This is a genomic window from Sphingomonas sp. PvP055 (genome assembly GCF_040546365.1).
GTDB classification, from domain to species: Bacteria; Pseudomonadota; Alphaproteobacteria; order Sphingomonadales; family Sphingomonadaceae; genus Sphingomonas; species Sphingomonas echinoides_A.
Genome location: NZ_JBEPNS010000001.1, coordinates 3,247,480 through 3,268,980, shown reverse-complemented (window position 1 = coordinate 3,268,980; position 21,501 = coordinate 3,247,480). Strand labels below are relative to the sequence as shown.

Annotated in this window: 24 protein-coding genes; 10 read left to right on the top strand and 14 right to left on the bottom strand. The window is 63.8% G+C overall.

All coding sequences use genetic code 11. From position 1 onward, the window contains the following. Window positions 1-121 precede the first annotated feature (121 nt). The gene (kynU, locus tag ABIC16_RS15420) at window positions 122-1,336 is read right to left on the bottom strand and encodes a kynureninase (protein ID WP_354291757.1); all 1,215 of its coding nucleotides are present in this window, start codon (window positions 1,334-1,336) and stop codon (window positions 122-124) included. Then, window positions 1,333-2,232: an alpha/beta hydrolase family protein gene (locus ABIC16_RS15415; RefSeq protein ID WP_354291756.1), complete on the bottom strand. Its 900-nt coding sequence runs from the start codon at window positions 2,230-2,232 to the stop codon at window positions 1,333-1,335. Before ABIC16_RS15415 ends, kynU begins: the two co-directional genes overlap by 4 nt. 88 nt (window positions 2,233-2,320) lie before the next feature. Here ABIC16_RS15415 and parC point away from each other — a divergent pair, with 88 nt between their 5' ends. Further along, window positions 2,321-4,582, top strand: coding sequence for a DNA topoisomerase IV subunit A (gene parC / locus ABIC16_RS15410; protein WP_354291755.1), 2,262 nt, complete (start codon window positions 2,321-2,323; stop codon window positions 4,580-4,582). A 165-nt stretch (window positions 4,583-4,747) separates the two neighbouring features. Beyond that, window positions 4,748-6,439: a putative bifunctional diguanylate cyclase/phosphodiesterase gene (locus tag ABIC16_RS15405; protein ID WP_277969194.1), complete on the top strand. Its 1,692-nt coding sequence runs from the start codon at window positions 4,748-4,750 to the stop codon at window positions 6,437-6,439. Here the strand turns inward: ABIC16_RS15405 and ABIC16_RS15400 are convergent. The 4 genes from ABIC16_RS15400 to ABIC16_RS15385 form a co-directional block, all read right to left on the bottom strand. Further along, window positions 6,409-7,626 (bottom strand): CCA tRNA nucleotidyltransferase, encoded by a 1,218-nt coding sequence (locus ABIC16_RS15400; protein WP_354291754.1) that lies wholly within the window; start codon window positions 7,624-7,626, stop codon window positions 6,409-6,411. The genes ABIC16_RS15405 and ABIC16_RS15400 overlap by 31 nt on opposite strands. Further along, window positions 7,614-8,213, bottom strand: coding sequence for a CoA pyrophosphatase (locus ABIC16_RS15395; protein WP_354291753.1), 600 nt, complete (start codon window positions 8,211-8,213; stop codon window positions 7,614-7,616). Before ABIC16_RS15395 ends, ABIC16_RS15400 begins: the two co-directional genes overlap by 13 nt. Beyond that, window positions 8,210-8,776, bottom strand: a complete 567-nt coding sequence (locus tag ABIC16_RS15390) for a DUF1285 domain-containing protein (protein WP_354291752.1) — start codon at window positions 8,774-8,776, stop codon at window positions 8,210-8,212. The genes ABIC16_RS15395 and ABIC16_RS15390 overlap by 4 nt, the downstream gene beginning before the upstream one ends. Before the next feature lie 68 nt (window positions 8,777-8,844). Next, window positions 8,845-9,381 carry a GNAT family N-acetyltransferase gene (locus tag ABIC16_RS15385; RefSeq protein WP_354291751.1) on the bottom strand — a complete coding sequence of 179 codons (537 nt, stop codon included), beginning with the start codon at window positions 9,379-9,381 and terminating at the stop codon, window positions 8,845-8,847. Between the two features lie 219 nt (window positions 9,382-9,600). Here ABIC16_RS15385 and ABIC16_RS15380 point away from each other — a divergent pair, with 219 nt between their 5' ends. After that, window positions 9,601-9,972: a dihydroneopterin aldolase gene (locus tag ABIC16_RS15380; RefSeq protein ID WP_277969199.1), complete on the top strand. Its 372-nt coding sequence runs from the start codon at window positions 9,601-9,603 to the stop codon at window positions 9,970-9,972. Window positions 9,973-9,976: 4 nt separating this feature from the next. Continuing rightward, on the top strand, window positions 9,977-10,306 hold the full coding sequence (locus tag ABIC16_RS15375; protein ID WP_354291750.1) for a Rossmann fold domain-containing protein: 330 nt from the start codon (window positions 9,977-9,979) through the stop codon (window positions 10,304-10,306). A 31-nt stretch (window positions 10,307-10,337) separates the two neighbouring features. Here the strand turns inward: ABIC16_RS15375 and ABIC16_RS15370 are convergent, their stop codons facing one another. Then, window positions 10,338-11,198 (bottom strand): hypothetical protein, encoded by an 861-nt coding sequence (locus ABIC16_RS15370; RefSeq protein WP_502958354.1) that lies wholly within the window; start codon window positions 11,196-11,198, stop codon window positions 10,338-10,340. 234 nt (window positions 11,199-11,432) lie between these two features. On the opposite strand from ABIC16_RS15370, the gene ABIC16_RS15365 reads away from it, so the two are divergent. The 5 genes from ABIC16_RS15365 to ABIC16_RS15345 all read left to right on the top strand — a co-directional run bounded on the left by ABIC16_RS15365 (window position 11,433) and on the right by ABIC16_RS15345 (window position 14,534). After that, window positions 11,433-12,107: an energy transducer TonB gene (locus ABIC16_RS15365; RefSeq protein WP_277969202.1), complete on the top strand. Its 675-nt coding sequence runs from the start codon at window positions 11,433-11,435 to the stop codon at window positions 12,105-12,107. A gap of 63 nt (window positions 12,108-12,170) precedes the next feature. After that, window positions 12,171-12,977, top strand: coding sequence for a MotA/TolQ/ExbB proton channel family protein (locus ABIC16_RS15360; RefSeq protein ID WP_277969203.1), 807 nt, complete (start codon window positions 12,171-12,173; stop codon window positions 12,975-12,977). A gap of 93 nt (window positions 12,978-13,070) precedes the next feature. Further along, window positions 13,071-13,550, top strand: a complete 480-nt coding sequence (locus tag ABIC16_RS15355) for an ExbD/TolR family protein (RefSeq protein WP_277969204.1) — start codon at window positions 13,071-13,073, stop codon at window positions 13,548-13,550. 29 nt (window positions 13,551-13,579) lie between these two features. Continuing rightward, window positions 13,580-14,008 (top strand): ExbD/TolR family protein, encoded by a 429-nt coding sequence (locus ABIC16_RS15350; protein WP_277969205.1) that lies wholly within the window; start codon window positions 13,580-13,582, stop codon window positions 14,006-14,008. 169 nt (window positions 14,009-14,177) lie between these two features. Continuing rightward, window positions 14,178-14,534 (top strand): tetratricopeptide repeat protein, encoded by a 357-nt coding sequence (locus ABIC16_RS15345; protein WP_277969206.1) that lies wholly within the window; start codon window positions 14,178-14,180, stop codon window positions 14,532-14,534. Window positions 14,535-14,554: 20 nt separating this feature from the next. Here ABIC16_RS15345 and dcd read toward each other — a convergent pair whose 3' ends face one another. From dcd to ABIC16_RS15325, 4 genes are all read right to left on the bottom strand, one after another. Continuing rightward, complete coding sequence (gene dcd, locus ABIC16_RS15340; protein ID WP_354291748.1) at window positions 14,555-15,109, bottom strand: dCTP deaminase; 555 nt, start codon at window positions 15,107-15,109, stop codon at window positions 14,555-14,557. Window positions 15,110-15,166: 57 nt separating this feature from the next. Further along, window positions 15,167-15,631, bottom strand: a complete 465-nt coding sequence (locus ABIC16_RS15335) for a cytidine deaminase (RefSeq protein WP_354291747.1) — start codon at window positions 15,629-15,631, stop codon at window positions 15,167-15,169. A gap of 11 nt (window positions 15,632-15,642) precedes the next feature. After that, window positions 15,643-16,239 carry a glycoside hydrolase family 25 protein gene (locus tag ABIC16_RS15330; RefSeq protein WP_354291746.1) on the bottom strand — a complete coding sequence of 199 codons (597 nt, stop codon included), beginning with the start codon at window positions 16,237-16,239 and terminating at the stop codon, window positions 15,643-15,645. A 107-nt stretch (window positions 16,240-16,346) separates the two neighbouring features. Then, complete coding sequence (locus tag ABIC16_RS15325; protein ID WP_354291745.1) at window positions 16,347-16,829, bottom strand: UPF0262 family protein; 483 nt, start codon at window positions 16,827-16,829, stop codon at window positions 16,347-16,349. 310 nt (window positions 16,830-17,139) lie between these two features. Between ABIC16_RS15325 and ABIC16_RS15320 the strand changes: the two genes are divergently transcribed. Further along, window positions 17,140-18,630 carry a replicative DNA helicase gene (locus tag ABIC16_RS15320; RefSeq protein WP_277969211.1) on the top strand — a complete coding sequence of 497 codons (1,491 nt, stop codon included), beginning with the start codon at window positions 17,140-17,142 and terminating at the stop codon, window positions 18,628-18,630. Between the two features lie 36 nt (window positions 18,631-18,666). On the opposite strand, the gene ABIC16_RS15315 is transcribed toward ABIC16_RS15320, so the two are convergent. The 3 genes from ABIC16_RS15315 to ABIC16_RS15305 are packed head-to-tail and all read right to left on the bottom strand — an operon-like array spanning window position 18,667 to window position 21,458. Continuing rightward, the gene (locus ABIC16_RS15315) at window positions 18,667-19,422 is read right to left on the bottom strand and encodes a phosphoadenylyl-sulfate reductase (RefSeq protein ID WP_354291744.1); all 756 of its coding nucleotides are present in this window, start codon (window positions 19,420-19,422) and stop codon (window positions 18,667-18,669) included. Continuing rightward, the gene (locus ABIC16_RS15310) at window positions 19,415-19,834 is read right to left on the bottom strand and encodes a DUF934 domain-containing protein (RefSeq protein ID WP_354291743.1); all 420 of its coding nucleotides are present in this window, start codon (window positions 19,832-19,834) and stop codon (window positions 19,415-19,417) included. The genes ABIC16_RS15315 and ABIC16_RS15310 overlap by 8 nt, the downstream gene beginning before the upstream one ends. Then, window positions 19,827-21,458 (bottom strand): nitrite/sulfite reductase, encoded by a 1,632-nt coding sequence (locus ABIC16_RS15305; protein ID WP_354291742.1) that lies wholly within the window; start codon window positions 21,456-21,458, stop codon window positions 19,827-19,829. The genes ABIC16_RS15310 and ABIC16_RS15305 overlap by 8 nt, the downstream gene beginning before the upstream one ends. Window positions 21,459-21,501 lie beyond the last annotated feature (43 nt).

Here is a 21,501-nt window from a genome sequence, read left to right as displayed (position 1 = left end):
CGGCAACGCGGATCACGCGGGCCGGGGCGGGAAGCCCAACGCTATACCGAATCGATGCCGGGGGTGCAATCAATCGCTTGGCAATCGCTCGGCAATCGCTTGGCCTTTACGCTGGAGGGCGTCAGGTTACTGCGTTTCGGTTGCTGAATGCTGGATCGTGATGGGTGTCGTTCGCGAGAATATCGCCAAGGATCTCGCCTGCCCGAACCACGTCTTCGAACCCGAGATACAGCGGGGTAAGCCCGAATCGAAGGATATCCGGATCGCGAAAATCACCGATCACGCCGTGCGCGATCAGTGCCTGGCACAGCGCATAGGCATCCGGGTGACGGAAGGAGATGTGGCTTCCGCGTTGCGCCGGGTCGGCGGGGCTCACGCAAACGAGCCCCAGCTTCCTGCCGATCGCGGCCATGACGTCGAACAATGCGGCACTCTTCTGCGCGACATGCTGCTGATCGACGTCCTGCCAGACGTCGAGGCCCGCTTCCAGCGCAGCAAGCCCGAGCATCGGTGGAGTCCCCGCCAGCCAGCGCATCATGCCGGGGGCAGGGGCGTAGGCATCCGCGAACCCGAAGGGCGCGGCGTGGCCCATCCACCCGGACAAGGGGCTGGCCAGTTGCTCCTGCAAACGCTTCGACACGTACAGGAAGGCCGGCGCGCCAGGGCCGCCGTTGAGATATTTGTAACCGCATCCGACCGCGAGATCGGCACCGGCGGCGTTGAGGTCGACCGGTATCGCGCCAACACTATGGCTTAAGTCCCAGAGGCTTAGCGCGCCTGCTTCCCGAGCTATCGAGGACCATTGAGACATATCGAAACACTCGGATGTCTTGTAATGGACATGGGTCAGCATCAGCACCGCGGTATCGGCGTCGACCGCCTGCCGGAGGGACTCGCGCGGGACTGCCTTGAGCCGTGCGCCGGGAACGCAGCCGACGGCGCCTTCCGCGATATGGAGATCGGTTGGGAAGTTCCCCGTCTCACTGAGAATCGTCGTGCGCGGTGCGGCATGGCGCAGCGCGCCGACGAGCAGCTTGAACAGATTGACCGAGGTCGAATCGGCGACGATCACTTCGTCCTCGGCGGCACCGATCAACCGCGCGATCTTACCACCGACTCGACGGGGCGCTTCGATCCAGCCTTCGTTCCAGCTGCGGATGAGCCGCTCGCCCCATTGCCGTTCGGCGATGTCCGCGAGCGCCGCCGGTGTCGCGCGCGGAAGCGGGCCGAGCGAGTTGCCGTCGAGATAAATCACGCCGTCCGGCAAGGCGAACGCGTCGCGATAGACGCGGAGCGGATCGGCGGCGTCGCGTGCGCGGGCTTCCTGCGGGGTCACTTGGCCAACGCCGCGCGAATCAGGCGCTTCGCTTCCGCCCACGCCGGGGTTTCGGGAGCAATCAGTTCGACATGGCCGGTGTGTTCGACCACGTGCAGGTCGGCCCGGTCGCCTTTGGCGCGGGCGGCCGCCACATAATCCGTACCCATCCGAAGCGGTATGATCTTGTCCTCCCGTCCATTGACGAGGTCCTGTGGCACGCCGATCGGCAACAGCCGCGGGACGGATGTGTCGGCATAGACATCGGGCCGCACGCCCGGCGCGCCGACGAGTTTGGCGACGACCTCGACGCCGCAGCCATTGTCTGGGCTGCCGGCCGTCGCTTCCAGATCTGGGAGGCCACCGAGGCTGATGGCGTGGGCGATCTTGAGCGGATGTCGTTGGTACAGCGCACTGCTCTTCGGAATCCTGCCGCGTGCCGCCAGCCAGAGCGCGAGATGCCCGCCAGCGGAATGGCCTATGGCGACCACACGCCTGGTATCGAGGTGGTAGGTGTGTGCCGAGGTGCGCAGCGCGTCCGCAGCGGCGGCGGTGTCCGCGAAGGTTCCGGGATAGCCGCCGCCCGGTCGATCGACGCCGCGATAGTCGATGTTCCACACCGCCATTCCATCGCGGCGCAGATCGTCCGCGATCCAGTTCATCAGGGTGCGATCCGCGATGCTGGTGGTCCAGCAGCCGCCGTGGACCATCACGACGGTCGGGAACGGGCCCTTGCCCTTGGGCACCCAGACGTCGACCTTCTGGTACGGGTCGGTGCCATAGTCGATCGTGGCATCGGGCGCTGGCTTTGCGCGTTCGGTCAGATCGGGCCAGGTCAGCAGCGGTTTTTGGGGATCCTGCGCCGGGAGCGCGGTGGCGGTGAGCAGCGTGGCGGCGGCAAGGGCGAATCTTAGCATCGCTCCTTCGATACGACGGCATCGGGCGCTTGTCGAAGGGGCTGCGTCGCGGTGGACGCGGGGCGCCCCGGCCTGCTAACCGGAACAGATGGCGACCGACATCATCGACCCCAACGATCCTTTTAACGCGATCGCCGACGCGCCGTTCGATAGCGCGCTGTCGGATCGCTATCTCGTCTATGCGCTGTCGACGATCACCGCGCGCTCGCTGCCTGATCTGCGCGACGGGATGAAGCCGGTGCATCGCCGCCTGTTGTGGGCAATGCGCGCGCTCAGGATGGACCCGAGCAGCGCGTTCAAGAAATCCGCGCGCGTCGTCGGCGAAGTGATCGGCAAATATCATCCGCACGGTGACCAGTCGGTCTATGACGCGATGGTCCGGCTCGCGCAGGATTTCTCGGTGCGCTATCCGCTGGTCGAGGGGCAGGGGAACTTCGGTAACATCGACGGCGATAACGCCGCCGCCTTCCGCTACACCGAGGCCCGGCTGACGCAGGTCGCGATCGACCTGATGGACGGGCTCGACGAGGACGCGGTTTCCTTCAAGCCCACGTATAATAACGAGGAACAGGAGCCCGAGCTGTTCCCCGGTGCCTTCCCCAACCTGCTCGCCAATGGCGCGGCGGGGATCGCGGTCGGCATGGCGACCAACATCCCGCCGCACAATGTCGCCGAACTGTACGACGCCGCGATCGCGCTGATCGACCGGTCGGGCGATCTGAACGGCTTCAACATCCTCGATCACGTCCGCGGGCCCGATTTCCCGACCGGCGGGCTGGTGGTCGATTCGCCCGCCGCGATCGCCGAGAGCTATGCGACCGGGCGCGGTGGCTTTCGGGTGCGTGCGCGCTGGCAGGTCGAGGATCTCGGGCGCGGCACGTGGACCGCGATCGTCACCGAAATCCCGTATGGCGTGCAGAAGGGCAAGCTGATCGAGCAGCTCGCCGCGATCGTCAACGACAAGAAGCTGCCGATCATGGCGGACGTCCGCGACGAATCGGACGCGGCGATCCGAATCGTGATCGAGCCGCGCAGCCGCACGGTTGACCCGGTCGTGCTGATGGAGAGCCTGTTCAAGCTGTCCGACCTCGAAAGCCGTTTCAGCCTCAACCTCAACGTGCTCGATGCGAGCCGGACGCCGCGCGTGATGAGCCTTGCGGAGGCGCTCAACGAGTGGGTCCAGCACCAGTTTATCGTGCTGCGGCGGCGCGCCGAGCATCGGCTGCGCAAGATCGCGGACCGGATCGAGCTGCTCGACGGCTATATCGTCGCGTATCTCAACCTCGACCGCGTGATCGAGATCATCCGCACCGAGGACGAACCCAAGCCGGTGATGATCGCCGAGTTCGAATTGAACGACCGCCAGGCCGAGGCGATCCTCAACATGCGGCTGCGCAGCTTGCGCCGGCTCGAGGAAATGGAGTTGCGCAAGGAGCGCGATCTGCTCGATCGCGAACGCACCGGGCTGGAGGGCTTGCTTGCCAGCGAGGCGAAGCAGCGGACGCGGTTGAAGCGCGATTTCGGCAAGCTGCGCGATCGCTACGGCCCCGAGACGACGCTCGGACGGCGGCGGACGACGATCGAGCAGGCGACGCCGTTGCGCGACATTCCGCTCGACGCGATGATCGAGCGCGAGCCGATCACGGTGATCCTGTCGCAACGCGGATGGATCCGCGCGATGAAGGGGCATGTCGATGCCGCCGGGGTCGCAGCGGTCAAGTTCAAGGACGGCGATGCGCCGCTGTTCGATTTTCACGCGCAGACAACCGACAAGGTCCTCGTCGCGGCGGAGAACGGGCGCTTCTTCACCTTGCCGGCGGACAAGCTGCCCGGCGGGCGCGGGTTCGGCGAACCGCTCAGGCTGATGATCGACCTCGACGGCGACATCGGGATCGTCGGAGTGTTCCGGGCGAGTCTGGCCGATCGATGGATCGTCGCGGCGACGGACGGTCGCGGGTTCATCGTGCGCACTGCCGACACGTTGGCCGAAACGCGCAAGGGGAAGACCGTGGTGACGCCGCGGCTTGGCGCAAAACTCAAGATCGTGCGGCCGATTTCGGTCGAGGATGATTATGTCGGCGCGATCGGGGACAATCGGCGTCTGCTCGTCTTCCCGCTGGCGGAACTGCCCGAGTTGACGCGCGGGCAGGGGGTGCAGTTGATGCGCTTCCGCGACGGTGGTCTGTCCGATGCGATCACGTTCGTCTTCGCGAACGGGCTGAGCTGGCCAATGGGCGGCGACAGCGGTCGTGTTCGGACCGAGACCGATCTCGGCGCTTGGCGGGCGGCGCGGGGTGCTGCCGGGCGGATGCCGCCGAACGGCTTCCCGCGGGACAACCGATTCGGCTGACCGGGCGCTTCTGGAAAGCGCAGCCCAGCCGGGAGTGGAGATGGTCTGCGCGCATGAATCCGCCAGCTAAGATCTATACAAAGCCGGCTGAAATTGGCCTTCGCAGCAGCTTATTAACTATTCGACCCTAGCACCGCAGCCATGGCGCTCAGGACTCATCCTGTCTTGGTAGAAGATCCCGTGGTCGGTGCGCTGATCGCGATGGATAACAATGCCTTGTCGGTCATGCTCGTATCGCGTGCGATCGACTTGCTGCCGATTCCGGCAGCGCTGGTCACGCTCGCGTCGGGCGGGGTGCGGGTCGAAGCGTCCAATACGGCGTTCAACCTCGCGGGGCTTGGCCCGGTCGACCGGCGCCCCTCCCTCATCGTTCAGATCGAGGCGCAAATCGAAACCTTTATCCGCAGCGATGCCTTGCGGACGGAATTTCGAATCGATTTCGGCGACGTAGTCGATGGTCGGCACTATCAGGCGACGCTGGCGCGGTTGATCCGCAACCCTGAACAACGCTGCATCCTGACGCTGGTCGATCAGACCGCCGAGTTGCGCACCGAACATAATTTGCGCCGCGAGATGCTGACCGACAGCCTGACCGGCCTACCTAATCGCGCTGGGTTCAGCGACCGGCTCGAAACGCTGATCGAAAACCCGCTGACGCGTGATCGCTACGCGGTGCTGGTGATCGATCTCGACCGGTTCAGCCGAGTCAATGCGTGCCTCGGATCGATGGCGGGGGACGAACTGCTCATCACCGTGGCGCGGCGCCTGAAGGGGGCCCTTCGCGCGCAGGATGTGCTCGCGCGCACCGGGGGCGATGAATTCGCGATTCTCTTGACCCTCGAGGATGGCGCGATCGATGCGGAGCATGTCTCCAAACGTATTTTTGGCGCGCTTTCGACGCCGTTTCGCTTGTCCGATTTCGAAATCCGCGTGGCCTGTTCGATAGGCATTGCGTTCGGCGCGGCAGAGATCGACGATGCCGAGGAACTGATCCGCCACGCGCAGTTCGCAGTGAAGCGGTCGAAAGTGACCGGCAAGTCGGAGGCATACCAGACCCAGGCGTTCGACATCGCGCGCGAACAATTCGGGATCGAAACCGCGCTTCGCCGGGCGATCGAGCGCGGGCAATTGCGGTTGTGCTATCAGCCGATCATCGATCTCGCGACGGGCAAGCTCGTCGCGTTCGAAGCGCTCGCGCGGTGGCGCGACGAGGTCGGCACCGAATATTCGCCGAACGATTTCATTCCTGTTGCGGAAGAATCCGGGCTGATTGTTCCGCTTGGTCGCTGGGCAATTCAGGAGGCGGCGGCGACATTGGCCGGTTGGGACGCGCGGCTTGGCGGGGATTGCGGCATCAAGCTCGCGGTCAATTTGTCGGCGATCCAGTTGCAGCGGGATTCGATCGCGGCGGTCGTGCAGGCCGCGCTGGATTGCAACGGCCTGAGCGGACAGCGCTTCACGCTCGAGCTCACCGAAAGCGCGCTGGTCACCGATCCCGATCGCATTGCCGGAATCATGCAGGCGCTAAAGGCACTTGGCACGACGATCGCGATGGATGATTTCGGGACAGGCTATTCGAACCTCGCCTACCTCCAAAAACTTCCGATCGACGTGCTCAAGATCGATCGCAGCTTTGTGACCGGAATGCTCGCCGACCGTGACAAGATCGCGATCGTCCGTGCGATCCTGAGCCTCGCGCAGGCGCTTGGGATGAAGACCACCGCCGAGGGCGTCGAGACGATCGAATTGTCACAGACACTCGCGGCTTTGGGCTGCACCTTCGGGCAGGGCTATTATTATGCTCGCCCGTTGGAAGCGGAGGCGGCCTATACGATGCTGCTTGAGCGCCGCCACTGATCGACCGCCTCGTCGGCGAGTTGCGCGGTGCGCTCGGCGTCCGGGAAACCCTCCGCGATCCACGCATTTTCGACTTCGCGGAGCATCCGCGCAACGTCCGGCCCCTTGCCGACGCCGCGCTGGACCAGCGCGCCGCCGGTCAGCGGGAAGGCGGGGATCGCGAACGCCGCGATTGCTCGTGCGCCGTCCACCGCTGGCGTTCCAGAGGTCGTCAACAACCAGCGATCGAGTGCACCATCGCGACCTAGGCGATATGTCAGTTCCGGCGGCGTGCCTCCAGGCGCACCCAGCGCAGAGACGATCCGCTTGCGCTGTGCATTCGACAGTTTCAGGCGATTGGCGATCGCCTCGCCAAGTGCAGTGTCCCGCGGGAGGAGCGCGGCAAGCCGTCGCAAAGGGTCGGGCTTCAGGTCCGCAGCGGCTTCATAGCCCGCGACCTCGGCCAATTTGGCGACGCCCTCGATCGAGATTTCCGGCAACACCGGCAGCAGGATGTCGTGCGCGATCATCAGTTCGAGCGTGGCCACCGCGCCTTGCGCGACGAGCAGCTTGAGCAGCTCGGCCGCGATTCTTTCCCGCGACAAGGCCATCAGGTCATTCGCGCGCGCCGTGCAGGCCGCGAGCGCCGCCGCATCCGGTAGGCTGCCGAACCGCGCGTGAAAGCGGAAGAATCGCAGAATGCGCAGATGATCTTCCGCAATCCGCTGCAAGGGATCGCCGATAAAACGGACACGCCCCGCGGCGAGATCGTCGATACCGCCGAAATAATCGAAGATTTCGCCGCTCGCGGGGTCGGCATAGAGCGCATTGATCGTGAAATCGCGGCGTGCGGCATCCTCGCGCCAGTCGTCGGTGAAGGCGACGACGGCATGGCGCCCATCGGTCGCGAGGTCGCGCCGCAGGGTCGTGACTTCGACCGGCCCATCCGACAGGACCGCGGTGATCGTGCCGTGTGCCAAGCCGGTGGGAACCGCCTTGACGCGGGCGCGCTGAAGCGCCGCTAAAACGTCTTCTGGCGCCTGACGAGTCGCAAGGTCGATGTCGGACACCGGGCAGCCGAGCAACGTGTCGCGCACCGCACCCCCGACGACGCGCGTATCGCCCCCGTCCGCGCCGAGGACCCGGCACAACGCCTGCAATTCTTCGCGGTCACGCCAGCCTGCCGCGGGAAGAGTCACCCGTTCCATCGCAACCGCCGCGACAGGTTGACGATCATTGCCGCGGTCGCGCCCCAGATACGGTGCTCCCCCCACAGGATCTCGTAATAATGGCGATTGCGCCCCTGCCATTCGACACTCGTTTCGATGTGGTTGCCCGAATCGAGCAGGAAATCGAGCGGCACTTCGAAGACGGCCGCGACTTCCGCTGGATTGGGTGTCAGCACCAGGTCCGGCGGGACGACGCCGATCACCGGGGTCACTTCGAATCCGGTGATGGTGCGATAGCGATCTGCCTCGCCGACGATCCTAACGGCGGCGCGGGGGAGCGCGATTTCCTCCTCCGCCTCGCGCAGCGCCGCGGCGACTGGGTCGGCATCGCCGGGGTCGATCCGGCCACCAGGGAAGGCGACCTGTCCCGCATGGCGTGTCATCGTATCGGTACGCCGAGTGAGGATGACCCCGGGCGCCGCGCGGTCGGTCACCGGCACCAGCACCGCCGCCTGCGTCAGCACGGTGGGAAGCAGATCGTGATCGACATGGTCGCCGGTGAGCAGCACGGCATCGACCGAAGACCCAGCGGTCAGCGCGTGACGGAGTCGTTCGACCAGCGTCATTCGACTGGCTCGATCGAGAAGAACGTCCCGGCGCTCCAAACCCCCGGCGGCGTGTCGGCCCCATCGATCGCGCGTTGTGCCAGATCGTAATAGACGGCGCGCGCGATCACTGCGTCCAGGCCACCGCGGACCCGCAGATACGGGCGTGGGCCGTCCTCGCCAGGTTCGAACCGCAAGGGATGGTCGGCATCCGCCGTCACGATGTCGCCCGTGTTGAGCCGAAAGGCGAGCACTGCATCACGACCGTCGCGTTCCACCTTCATCTCGACCGCAACGAACGGCGCGTCCTCCACGACGATGTCGAGCTTTTCAACCGGCGTCACAAGGACATAGCCGCCATCCGGTTCGCGTCGGAGGATCGTCGAGAACAAGCGCACCATTGCCGGGCGACCGATCGGGGACCCCTGGTGAAACCAAGTGCCGTCCCGCGCGATGCGCATTTCGCTGTCGCCGCAATGAGTCGGGTTCCAACGCTCGACTGGGGGCAGTTTATGGTCTTCGGCCAGCCGGGCGATGTCGGCGAGCGATAAGGACGAAAGATCGGGGATCGGCTCCATGGGCATGCCGACGGCGGTAGGACAGCGGGATGCGGGCGTAAAGCGGTGGCTGCGCGAAGTGCCTCGAACGCCGGTCAAGCCAGCGCATGGATCCGGGGGCAAAGCATTCCGGCGCGGGCAGGAACCGCCGCGCCCCGCGCCAGCAAGCGGTGCGGCTCGACCGGGCCCGGGACACGCCACTGGGCCGTGCGGCTGGCATCGAAACCGAAGAAGCGTCCATAATATTCCGGATCGCCGATCAACGTAAGCGCATCGCCAAGCCCCTCCTGCGCTGCTGCGTCCAGCGCCCGGTTGGTCAGCATTCGCCCGATCCCGCCGTGTTGGTGCGCCGGGTCGACCGCGACCGGTCCAATCTGCACCATCGCCACATCGTTTCCGGCATCACAAGCGAAGCGAATGGGCCAGCATTGAATCGTCCCCAGCAGGGATTCTTGTGCCAGCGCAGCGAAACTCAGCGCCGGGAGGACGGGCATCCCTTTCCGGATCCGGTATGCCGTCCTGTCGTGGCGCTCGACACCAAAAGCCTGATCGAGCAGGCGCTCGACGCGCTCGGACGCGATGTCGGCAATCGGGACGATAGTGATCGGGCTATCGATCTTTGCGGCGACCACAGGCGAGTCCTCACCGCGTCCGGTCCCGGATGAACCGACGGGGCGGGGCGCTTTAGCCGTCATGGCGTCGAACGCAAGAAAGAAGCGGTCCTGGTCATGTGGCTATTCAATCCCGTTGGCGTGCCGCGGCGGCGGCGTCAGGACGGTTCCCCTGACGCGCCGATCTGCTATGGCGCGCGCGCGTCCCTTTTATGACGTGACCGAAGTGAAGGGCTTTCCTTGGACGACCGACTGACGCTCAACGTGCACGACCTTGAAGTGCAGGTGCTGACCGGAATCTATTCCGAGGAGACGCATTTGCCGCAACCGCTGCGCATCTCGCTGACGGTCGACCTGATGATGGCGGAGCGCTATACGCCCGATACGCCGCTGAGTGCCTCGAAGAATTACCTCGATTTGAAGCATGCGGCGACCACCGCTCTGCCGGAAGGCGTGCACTTTACGCTGATCGAAGCGGTGGCAGACCACATTTGCGAAACGCTGTTCCTGCAGGACCGGCGCGTGACGCGGGTCGAAGTGACCATCGTCAAGCTCGCGATTGCAGAGGCGGGGGAATCGATCGGGATCACGTTGACGCGGCACCGCCGGTGACCGCGTGCTGCTGAACGAGGCGGTGGGTGCCGCGCTTCCGGCAACGACTGCGCTCGTCGTGGCAGACGCGGATGCTGTCTTGGTAGATGTGCTGGCGCGGCTTCGGGGGGCGGCCGCGGACGAGGCGATCGTCGTGCTGATCCAGCCCGACTTCGCGGCAATCGACCGGGCGATGCTGATCGCGGCACTTGGGCGCCTCGCGCTCGAGCTTGCGCCCAGACGGATCAACGCCATTTCGCTGGCGGATGGCGCCGCGAGCGAACGCGTTGTGGCTGCCGCCCGCTATTTAGCATTTGCGCGTTCTACCACCGGGCAGAGTCTCGTCGTCGGCTAAGCCGGCAGAAGCGGTGCCCCTGCCGCAGCGATCACTGTCCTGCTGGGTTAGCCCTTCGACCGCAGGGGCCTAGGCCGCTCAGAACCGTTGCATAATCTTCCCGTACAATCGCATTGTCGGCTTCGCTCCCGTGAAGTGCGGTATCGGGCATGGCGGCCGGCAAGCTGCACGCGAGCCGGTACCACAGCAGCGTCTCCCGGGGCGGGGGCGGGGCGGCCTGATCGACGACTTCGCTCAACGCTACTGACCACCGCGGCGGCTGGTCGGGCTGGCGCTGGACGTTGAGCGAGATCGGGCGGTGATCCGTCGTCGTGAGGAAGATTTGCGTCTCCCCTTCGCCAGGCAGAGCGCCCGCCGCGTAGAAGGCGTTGCCAATCCCGGTGACCGTTGGTGGCGCATCCGGCGCCAGCACTTCACGCACGATCCGCCGCGTGAGGGCATCATTGGTTGGCGTCCAATTGCGTTGCGCATCCGACCGGACCAGCTGAATCTGCCCCTGGTTGTTCGCCACGCCGCGCGCGAACAGCAAGACACGCATTTTGCGGTAGCGCGGCGGTCGACCATGCGAATCCAGTGGAACGTCGATCGTATACCCGATTCTCGGCGGAACGGCGCCCGTTCCGCGAATCAGAGCCGTTACGTCTGCCTCGATATAAAGCCGAACCGCATTTTGTAGGACATCTGGAGCCTCGGCCGGTTTCAGCCGAACTTGGCTTCTTATGGTCGCATCGATGATCACCGGAGAGGCGATGACCAGATCGGCATAATCCGAATAGGGTACAGCGGGGGTCTCAACCGAAACCGCGGATTCCGGCGCAATTGGAGCTGTTTGCTGTAGCGCGGCGAAGCTCGGCGTCGCTGCCAGAACGCAGGTGGCAAGCAGCCATTTCATCGGGTGAGTCATGGCGATCCGATACCCGACCGTGCCAGTTTTAAACAGAAATAATTCTGCCATGCTTAGCTTGTACGTTTGTTGCGTGAGACAAAGCGTTTGCGTCGTGGTTTTTGGCGCGATAGAGGTTGTGGCCTGTCCAGGATATATTAACCCATGACAGGCCGGATAACGAGCGGACGTTACGGATCGGGCTTGGACCGTCGTGCCGGAAAAGAGGAGTTTCGTTTCTGAATGGCTTACGCTGATCGCAATACAAGTGGCAGCCGCGCCGTGTCGATCGTGATCGTTTCGATCATCGTCGCGCTGTTCGCGTGGGGCTTCGTGAACGGTCTGACCTTCAAATACATTAAGAAGGTTACCGAGAAGTTAAACACGTTCGACGTCGTCGAGCCGCCACCGCCGCCGCCTGACAAGCCGCCGCCCCCGCCGCCTGAACAGCCGCAGCTGCAGACCCCGCCGGTCGTGTCGCCGCCGCCGATCGTGCGCGTGCAGGCTCCGCCGCCGCCGGTCACCACCGTCATCACCCCGCCGCCAAGCGCACCCATTACGGTTGTCGCCGCTGCGCCAGCACCCGTGCCTGTACCGGCTCCACCGGCGGCTCCGGTCGTCAGCAAGGCAGCTGGTCCCAAGGGTAACCCGGCCGACTGGATCACCAACGACGATTATCCGTCCGATGCGCTGAGCGCAGAAGCACAGGGTACGACGAAGATCCGTTGGGACATCAGTCCCGCAGGCCGTGTCGAGAATTGCACGATCGTCTCCTCCAGCGGCAACTCGTCGCTCGATCGCGCAGCTTGCAGCGCCTTGACGCGGCGTGGGCGCTACTCGCCTGCGCTCGACCAGAGCGGTGCGCCGATGCGGACCAGTGGCCAATCGCGCAACGTCGTCTGGCGTCTGCCCGAATAATCATCCGGCCGTGCGGCTCCCGGCGGGTCGCACGGCTTTTCAATCGAGAAGGAAGTACCCTCAATGTCGACCACCATCCTCGCCGCCGGAGCATCGGCTGCAGACAACTTTGGCTTCATGAACGCAATGAAGCAGGGCGGCCCCGTCACGTGGACGACTGCTGCGATCCTGACGATCTTCCTGTTCTTCACGCTCTACATTCTGTTCACCAAGATTTTCGAGCAGCAGAAGATCATCAACCAGGGCCGTCGCGTCCGGGCAACCTTCTGGAACTCGAACTCGCTGAAGGAAGGCGCTGCAAAGCTCGAGAAGAACTCGGCCTACAAGCAGATCGTCGACGACGGCATCGCGGCGCAAGAGCAGCACGGTCGCCTGACCGATCCGGTCGAAGCGCATGACTGGCTCCACGGTTCGCTGTCGCGTTCGGAAGCCATCATCAACTCGCAGCTGGGTGGCGGTCTCGCCTTCCTCGCAACGGTCGGCGCAACCGCACCGTTCGTGGGTCTGTTCGGTACGGTGCTTGGTATTTACCGCGCACTGATCGGCATCGGCCAGGCTGGCCAGGCATCGATCGACAAGGTCGCAGGCCCGGTTGGTGAGTCGCTGATCATGACCGCCTTCGGTCTGGTCGTCGCGGTTCCGGCAGTGCTCGCGTTCAACTATCTGCAGCGCCGCAACAAGGCGATCGCAGAGCATCTGAGCGCGTTCTCGACCGACGTTCTGGGCTACCTCGCTTCGAACGGCGCCGTCCGCCCGGCCGCTCCGCGCACCGCATCGGCCAAGGGTGCCGCTGTCGTTGGCGGCACGAAGGCTGCTGCTCCTGCAACGACCACCGCCGGCCAGGCTGGTGGCGTTCAGACGCGCGTCTAAGAACGACCCGGGGCCGTCCAGCCGGACGGCCCCGCTTTTCTCGCTACCCGGACGTGCCGGGTGGCCTGACTGATACGGATAGGATGGCCTTTCATGGCGATTAGTACTGGTGGTGCAGAAGACGCCCCGATGTCCGACATCAACACGACGCCGCTCGTCGACGTTATGTTGGTGTTGCTGATCATCTTCCTCATCACGGTTCCGGCCATTGTGCAGAGCGTCAAGCTGAAGCTGCCCGATGTGAAGTACGACCCGACCGTGACAAAGCCCGAGAACGTTTCGCTCTCGATCACGCGTGATCCCAGCGGTGCTTGCGCCGTTTATTGGGGCCTCACTCGCGTGACGCATGAAGAACTGCTCAAGCGGGCGACCGACAAGCTCAAGGAAATCGTCGACAAGGCAGGTGGCGCCGCCAACCTGACAACCGAGGATCTCCCCGAAGCGCATATCCGCGGCGACGTGGAAACGCCGTACAAGTGCATTGGCGGCGCGATCTACACGATGCAGTCGGCTGGCTTTGCCAAGGTCGGCTTCATTTCCGAGCCGCCCCCCACCGGCGGTCCGTCATCGTAAGTGTGCGCTAGCACCGAGGAGTAATACCCATGGCTATGAGTGTAGGCGGCGCCGAAGGCGAGCCCATGATGGACATGAACACGACGCCGTTGATCGACGTCATGCTCGTGCTCCTCATTATGTTCATCATCACGATCCCGATCCAGACGCACGCGGTGAAGGTCGATCTGCCGATCAACGATCCGAACCAGGTCAAGCCGGCGGTCGATCCGCAAAAAAACAAGATCGTCATAACCCCCGATGGCGTGGTTTTGTGGAACGGCGCACCGACTGACGCGGCGACATTGCAGCAGTACCTGACCCAAACGACTCAGCTGAACCCCGAGCCGGAACTTCACTTCCAGCCCGATCCGGCAGCACGGTACGAAAAGGTCGATCAGGTTCTCGCGATCATCAAGCGGTCCAACGTCTCGAAGCTCGGCTTCATCGGCAACGAGCAATATCGCGGCGAATTCTAAGCGCTATCGACATTGATCTACGTCTTTCAGGGCGGTCCTTCGGGGCCGCCCTTTTTGATTCTGGCGCCTAGAAATACGTCAAAGGTCTCGCTTGCCGACGTTTCACAAATGTGACACCTTACTGTCACAAAAATGAAACCTCTCACGCACGAGAGGGCTAGGAGGCGTGATGATGAAGTTCAGCGGTTTTGCCGTCGCGGCGATGGTGGCGGTCTCCAGTCCGGCGTTGGCGCAGGACGATTTCAACGGTGCGACGCAGATCCTTCAAGGGGACTACGCGAGCGCCGAGCGCATCATCCTCGCGCAGCAGCGGATGTTCCCGACCGATCCAGATCTGATGCTCAATCTCGCGGTCGCTTATCAGCGGACTGGACGGACGAGCGAGGCGCGTGCGCTGTACCGGACCGTGCTGTCCCGCCCAGACGAGCCGATGGACATGCCGAGCGCAACGGTGCCTCGGTCGTCCCACGCGCTCGCGAACGCTGCGCTTGGGCGTCTCGACGGGCTACAGTATAGCGCGCGCTAAACCGCGCGGCGCGGTGTGGGTTACAGCCGGGGCAGGGTAACCCCGCGCTGGCCCATGTACTTACCCGCGCGGTCGGCATAGCTCGTCTCGCACGGTTCGTTACCCTCGAGGAAAAGGAATTGGCAGGCTCCCTCGTTGGCGTAGATCTTGGCGGGAAGCGGGGTGGTGTTCGAGAATTCGAGCGTCACGTGGCCTTCCCAACCGGGTTCGAGCGGCGTGACGTTGACGATGATTCCGCACCGCGCATAGGTCGACTTGCCGAGGCAGATGACGAGGACGTCGCGCGGAACCCGAAAGTATTCGACCGTCCGCGCCAGCGCGAAGCTATTTGGGGGAATGATGCAGCAGTCGGTCTTGCGATCAACGAAGCTGTTCGATGCGAAGTCCTTGGGGTCGACGATAACGCTGTCGATGTTGGTGAAGACCTTGAACTCATCGGACACGCGCGCATCGTACCCGTAGGACGACAAGCCGTAGCTAATGCACCCGTCGCGCTTCTGGCCGTCGACGAACGGCTCGATCATGCGATGCGCGAGCGCCTGTTTACGAATCCAGCGGTCGGACATGATCGACATGCAATGCTCCTAATGAGGTGCGCCCGTTTCGCGCGATCGGCGCTAAGGAGCAAGAAATCAGTTCATCTTGCCGAGGCCAAGGTCCGCAGGCCCGAACGCGTGCGGCAGTAAAAGCGACAGCGGATAGCGTTCGACCGCATCCCCTTCAGCAGCGCCACACCAGACGATGACGTCCCTCCCGCCGACTTGCGCGGCTTCGTTGATGACTTGCCGACAGCGGCCACAGGGGCCGACCGGGCTTGTGCCGGTCGGGCGCCCATCACTGTCCATGGCACCGCCGATGATGCCGATCTCGGTCACGCGCGCTAGGTCGCCGGCGCTGCTGACCATCGCAAGCGCAACGGTTTCTGCACACAGCGAGAGGCCGTAGCTGGCGTTTTCGAAATTTGCAGCGGTGATGATACGACCGTCGTCGAGCATCACTGCCGCACCGACCGCGAAGCGTGAATAGGGTGCGTGCGCATTGAGCGCCGCGTGGCGTGCTGCAGCGATGAGAATGGCTCCGGTCGACGAATCTGTCATGGCGGCTTCCTTCATGGTCGGACGACGTCCCAATGCACCGGTTTTTCGACGCCTTCGATGTGACGGGCATCGTTGGCCTGCCACATGCGCCATGTGCGCGAAGGATATTCGGGCGCAAGATAGTTTTGGACCGCCCACACGGACCGCGGAAGATCCGCCGTCACGCCGTAAGCCAGGTCGAATGGTTTCGATATCTTGATAAGCACGGGCTTGCCAGTGTGCGCCTCGACCATCTCAAGATACTGGCGCAAGCTCTCGCGCAGGACCGCGGGGGCTGGCCGCGCGGTACAATCCGCCGAGAAATCGAGGACGACCGCTGCGGGGAGTGCATCCTCCACGCGGGGAACGGTGGTATTGAAGTTGTTGGCTTGATCGGTCGCGTTTTTGCAAAGCGAATAGCGATGCATCGCGCCCCGGGGCATTCCTGTTGCGCCGACCGCAGCCCAATTCTCTTCGAATCGCGTGTCGCGCCGGTCAGCGCCGACGGTCGCACGAAGATAGGCGAACGCCGCGCCGTCGCGTTTGACCGCCCACCAGTCGACTGGTCCATCAGCAGCGGAGACGTCGACGCCTTGGAGGGTGTAGGGGGCACCAGGCCGCCAGGTCATGGAGTAAACCCAAGCGGCGATCGCTGCCAGTCCGAGCGCCACCGCGGCAAACACAAACACAGCGACCAGTCTGCCCAAACGGCGAACGGTCAACGTCTTACCCCTAATTATGCTTTGATGTGGAGGACGCAGATCAGCGTGAAGAGGCGTCGTGCGGTGTCGAAATCGATTTCGATCTTTCCCGCCAGCCGTTCCCGCAGGAGTTCTGCTGCCTCATTGTGGATGCCACGGCGCGCCATGTCCACCGTTTCGATCTGAGCAGGCGTCGCGTTGCGGATGGCCTGATAGTAACTATCACAGATTGCGAAGTAATCTTTGATTGGACGACGAAATCGACCCATTCCGAGGACGTAGGTTTCGAGCAGCGTATCGTCTTCGCGGTGGATCGCGATCGCCAGCCGTCCCTCCTCCACCGCCAGCGCAATCCGGTACGGGCCAGCATAGCCGTCGGGATAGTCGCGTTGCGGCGCGAAATGGTTGCCTTCGATCAGATCGAAGATCGCGATCCGTCGCTCCTGCTCGATATCCGCCGACCGCCACAGAATCGTACGTTCGTCGAGCGTGACGGCAATGATGCGCGGATCGGCCATGTACCCGCCGTAGATTGGAAGGGCAGGGAGAATCAACGCTTTCTAGCGGGTGACGTGAAGGTAGCGTGGTACGGCGTTCGGCCTGCCGGACTTATACAAAGGTTATCCACAGGGTTGCCCACGCGGCTTACCGGACTTGTCCCATGGTTATGCCGCGTTTGTGCCGACGTTGTCCCGCGCTTGTCCACCGCTTATCCCCATAGCTCTGCACCAGCTTTCCCAGACTTATGCCGGACTTATCCACAGGTGCGACGAGCGGCCCGGCGCAACGCCCTTGAGCCGCCGCCCCGAGAGGTCCAAACCGCGCCGCATGGCCACTGCATTTGCTCCTCCCCCCGTTGTTCCAGAGATGGTTTCGCTTCCCCAGAACGTTGAGGCCGAAGCGGCGATGCTGGGCGCGATGATGATCGACAACCGGCTCGCCGACGATCTGGTCGACAAACTCAACGCCGAGCATTTCTTCGAGCCGCTCCACGGTCGCATTTTCAGCGCAATCAAGATGCTGCGCGGCAACGACATGCTGGTGACCCCGGTGACGTTGCGTCCGATGTTCGAGCAGGACGCAGGGATGCGCGAGCTCGGCGGTCCGGCGTATCTCGCACAGCTGACGGGAAGCGGCGCGGGCCTGATCGGCGCACGTCAGTTCGCGCAGCAGATTTATGACCTTGCGATGTTGCGCACGTTGGTGACGGTCGGTCGCGGGTTGGTCGATCGGGCAATGGACACGTCCGAGGAGGTCAATCCGCGCGCGCAGATCGAGGCGGCGGAAGAGGAATTGTTCAAGGTCGCGGCGGATGGCGGCAGCGAAACGGCGATCAAGTCGTTCGCGCAAGCCACCACCCTGGCGGTCAAGAATGCAGAGAAAGCGCTCAACAGCGGCGGAGGGCTGTCCGGCATCACGACGGGGCTCGACAGCGTCAACGCCAAGATCGGCGGCATGCATCACAGCGATCTCATGATCCTCGCCGGCCGCCCCGGCATGGGCAAGACCTCGCTTGCGACGAACATTGCCTTCAACGCCGCGGCGCGCTGGATGCGTGACATGCAGGACGGGATCAAGCCGGCCGACTCGGTCGGGGCCAAGGTTGCGTTCTTCAGTCTGGAAATGTCGGCAGACCAGCTTGCGACGCGTATCCTGTCCGAGCAGGCGCGGATCAGCTCGGAAGCGCTGCGCATGGGTAAAATCAGTCGCAACGAGTTCAATCAACTCGCGGCCGCGGCGGCGGATCTCGAGAACCTTCCGCTCTATATCGACGATACCGCGGGCCTGACGATCGGCGCGCTGCACACGCGGATGCGGCGGTTGCAGCGGCGTCACAATAACGAGATCGGGTTGGTGGTGGTCGATTACCTCCAACTGCTGACCGGGTCGGGCAAGAGTTCGGAGGGCAACCGCGTGCAGGAAATCTCGGAGATTTCGCGCGGTTTGAAGACGCTGGCGAAGGACATGAATGTGCCAGTTATGGCGTTGTCGCAGCTCAGTCGTGCGGTCGAAAGCCGCGAGGACAAGCGACCGATGCTGTCGGATCTGCGCGAATCGGGATCGATCGAGCAGGACGCCGACATCGTGTTCTTCGTGTTCCGCGAGGATTATTACGTCGCCGCACGCGAGCCCAAGCGCCCGGTCGAAGGCGACAATCCCAAGGTGTTCGAGGATCACGCGCAATGGGCATTGGAAATGGAGCGCGTGTTCGGTCTGGCCGAGCTGATCGTCGCCAAGCAGCGCCACGGCGCAACCGGCAAGGTGATCCTGAAGTTCGAGCCGAGCGTGACCCGGTTCAGCGATTACGTAGGGTATTAAGGCGGCGTTCCCGGTTTCAACCGGGACGCCTACGCTTTAGAATACTGGCTCTTCACCCGGCTTCTCCGGTACGTGGATGCCGCATTCCACCTTGTCCCAACCCCGCCAGCGTCCGGCGCGGGGATCTTCCCCGGGCTGGACCTTCGACGTGCAGGGCGCGCATCCGATCGACGGATAGCCTTGTGCTTCCAGCGGGTGGCGTGGGAGTTCGTACTCTGAGAAATACGCTTCCAACTTGGTCTTGTCCCAATCCGCGAGCGGATTGATCTTCAAGCGTCCTTCGTCTTCTTCGAAGCGGGGCATCGCAATCCGCGTGCCAGCCTGGAAACCCTTGCGTCCCGAGATCCACGAATCGAACGGCGCCAGCGCACGCCGCAGCGGCTCTACTTTGCGCAGGTCGCAGCAGCCGTCGGGGTCGTAATTCCAGCGCAAACCGGTGGCGTCCTTGGCCGCGAGCAACCGCGGGTCCGGGCGGAAGACGCGCAAGTCGGTGAGGCCGAGCTTCTCCGACAGCTGATCGCGATACGCCAGCGTTTCCCCAAAGATCTTCTGCGTGTTGAGGAAGATCACCGGAATGTCGCGGTCAACCTGCGCGATCAGGTGCAGCAGTACCGCGCTCTCTGCGCCGAACGACGAAACAGCGGCGACCCGACCGCGCAGCTCTCCCGTCAGCAGCTCGCCGAGCAAGTCACCCGTACCGACGCCGGCGAAGCGCGCTTCCATCGCGGCTGCGTCGGCGGGCGAGAAGGGGGCAACGTCGATGATGTCCAGGCGGTGGGCAACACTAGCCATGCCGCAGTTTCCAAACCGGAACCTGACCATCGGCGGCCTTTTGATAGACGTGGTCGTAGCGGGTCAGCGCCGCTTCCAGCGTTGCCGAATCGATCTCTGCCTCCGGCGCGAAGCTGTCGAACCCACATCGCTTCATCAGCGGCATCTGATCGACCAGCACGTCGCCCTGCGCGCGCAGTTCGCCCTGATACCCGGCCTCCCGCAAGATCCGCGCGGCGGAATAGCCGCGACCGTCGCGGAAGCTCGGGAAGCTGACTTCGACCAGCGCGATCCGGTCGAGGTGCGGGAGCAGCGCGCGCGCATCCTCGCCCGCTTCAAGGCGGACTGCGGTTGCGTTGGCCTGGTCCTCGAGGAAGGCATCGAGCGTGACCGCTGGCTCGTCGGAGCCGATGGCGATGGTCGCGTTATCCATAAAGGGCCTCCTTGAACGGGTCCATGCCGAGCCGGCGGTAGGTATCGAGGAAGCGTTCGCCCGCCTCGCGCTTGTCGAGATAGACGTTGGTCACGGTCTCGACCGCGTCGACGATGCCGTCTTCGCTGAAGCCTGGCCCGGTGATCCGCGCAAGGCTCGCGTCTTCCGCGCCCGAGCCGCCGAGGAGGAGCTGGTAATTCTCGGTGCCCTTCTTGTCGACGCCGAGGATGCCGATGTGGCCCGCGTGGTGGTGGCCGCAGGCGTTGATGCAGCCGCTGATCTTCAGCTTCAGTTCGCCAAGGTCGCGCTGGCGCTCGGGGTCCGCGAAGCGGGTGGCGATCTTCTGCGCGACGGGGATTGAGCGGGCGTTGGCTAGGCTGCAGTAATCGAGGCCGGGGCAGGCGATGATGTCGCTGATCAGATCGATGTTGGCAGGCGCCAGACCGGCCGCATCGAGTGCGGTCCAAACATGGTGAAGGTCGCTTACAGCGACGTGCGGCAGGACGATATTCTGCGCGTGGGTTACGCGTAACTCATTGAAACTGAACCGCTCTGCCAAGTCGGCCATGAGGTCGATCTGGTCGGCCGTGGCGTCGCCGGGGATGCCGCCGGTGGGCTTCAGGCTGATCGTGACGATCGCGTAGCCGGGTTGCTTGTGGGCGACCGTGTTCTGCGCGCGCCAGGCGTCGAACGCCGGGTTGGGCGCGGTATCGGCCTGAGGGCCAAACGTGGCGAACGTTGGGGGGGCGAACATCTTGGTAATGCGGTCGAATTCGGCTTTGGGCGGGTCGAGGCCGAGCGCCTTGACCGCGACGAACTCCTCCTCGACCTGGCGGCGGTATTCGTCCGCGCCGAGTTCGTGGATCAGGATCTTGATCCGCGCCTTGTAGATATTGTCGCGGCGGCCGTAGCGATTGTAGACGCGCAGGCACGCCTCGACATAGCTCAGCAGATCGTCGGCGGTGATGAAGTCCTTGATTTCAGGCGCGATCATCGGGGTGCGGCCCATGCCGCCGCCGACGAAGATGCGCCCGCCGAGCACACCGTCACGCTCGACTAGCTGGATGCCGATGTCGTGGAGCCGCATCGCCGCGCGGTCCTCGTCCGCGGCGATCACCGCGATCTTGAACTTGCGGGGCAAGTAGCTGAATTCGGGATGGAAGGTGCTCCACTGGCGGAGCAGCTCGGCCCACACGCGCGGATCCGCAACTTCGTCCGCGGCAGCGCCGGCGAACTGGTCGGAGGAGATGTTGCGGATGCAATTGCCGCTGGTCTGGATCGCATGCATCTCGACCGTCGCCAGTTCGGCGAGGATGTCGGGCGCTTCGGACAGCTTGATCCAATTGTACTGGATGTTCTGCCGCGTCGTGAAATGGCCGTATCCACGGTCGTATTTGCGCGCAATGTGGCCGAGCATGCGCATTTGACGCCCGTCCAGCGTCCCATATGGCACCGCTACGCGCAGCATATACGCATGAAGTTGCAGATACAGACCGTTCATCAGCCGGAGCGGCTTGAATTGATCCTCTGTGATCTGGCCCGCGAGGCGGCGCTTCACCTGGTCGCGGAACTCCTCGACGCGGGCATGGACGATCGACTGGTCGTACTTGTCATATTTATACATGGGCAATTCCGGGCAGGATCGCAGAAGAATTTTTCACGCAAAG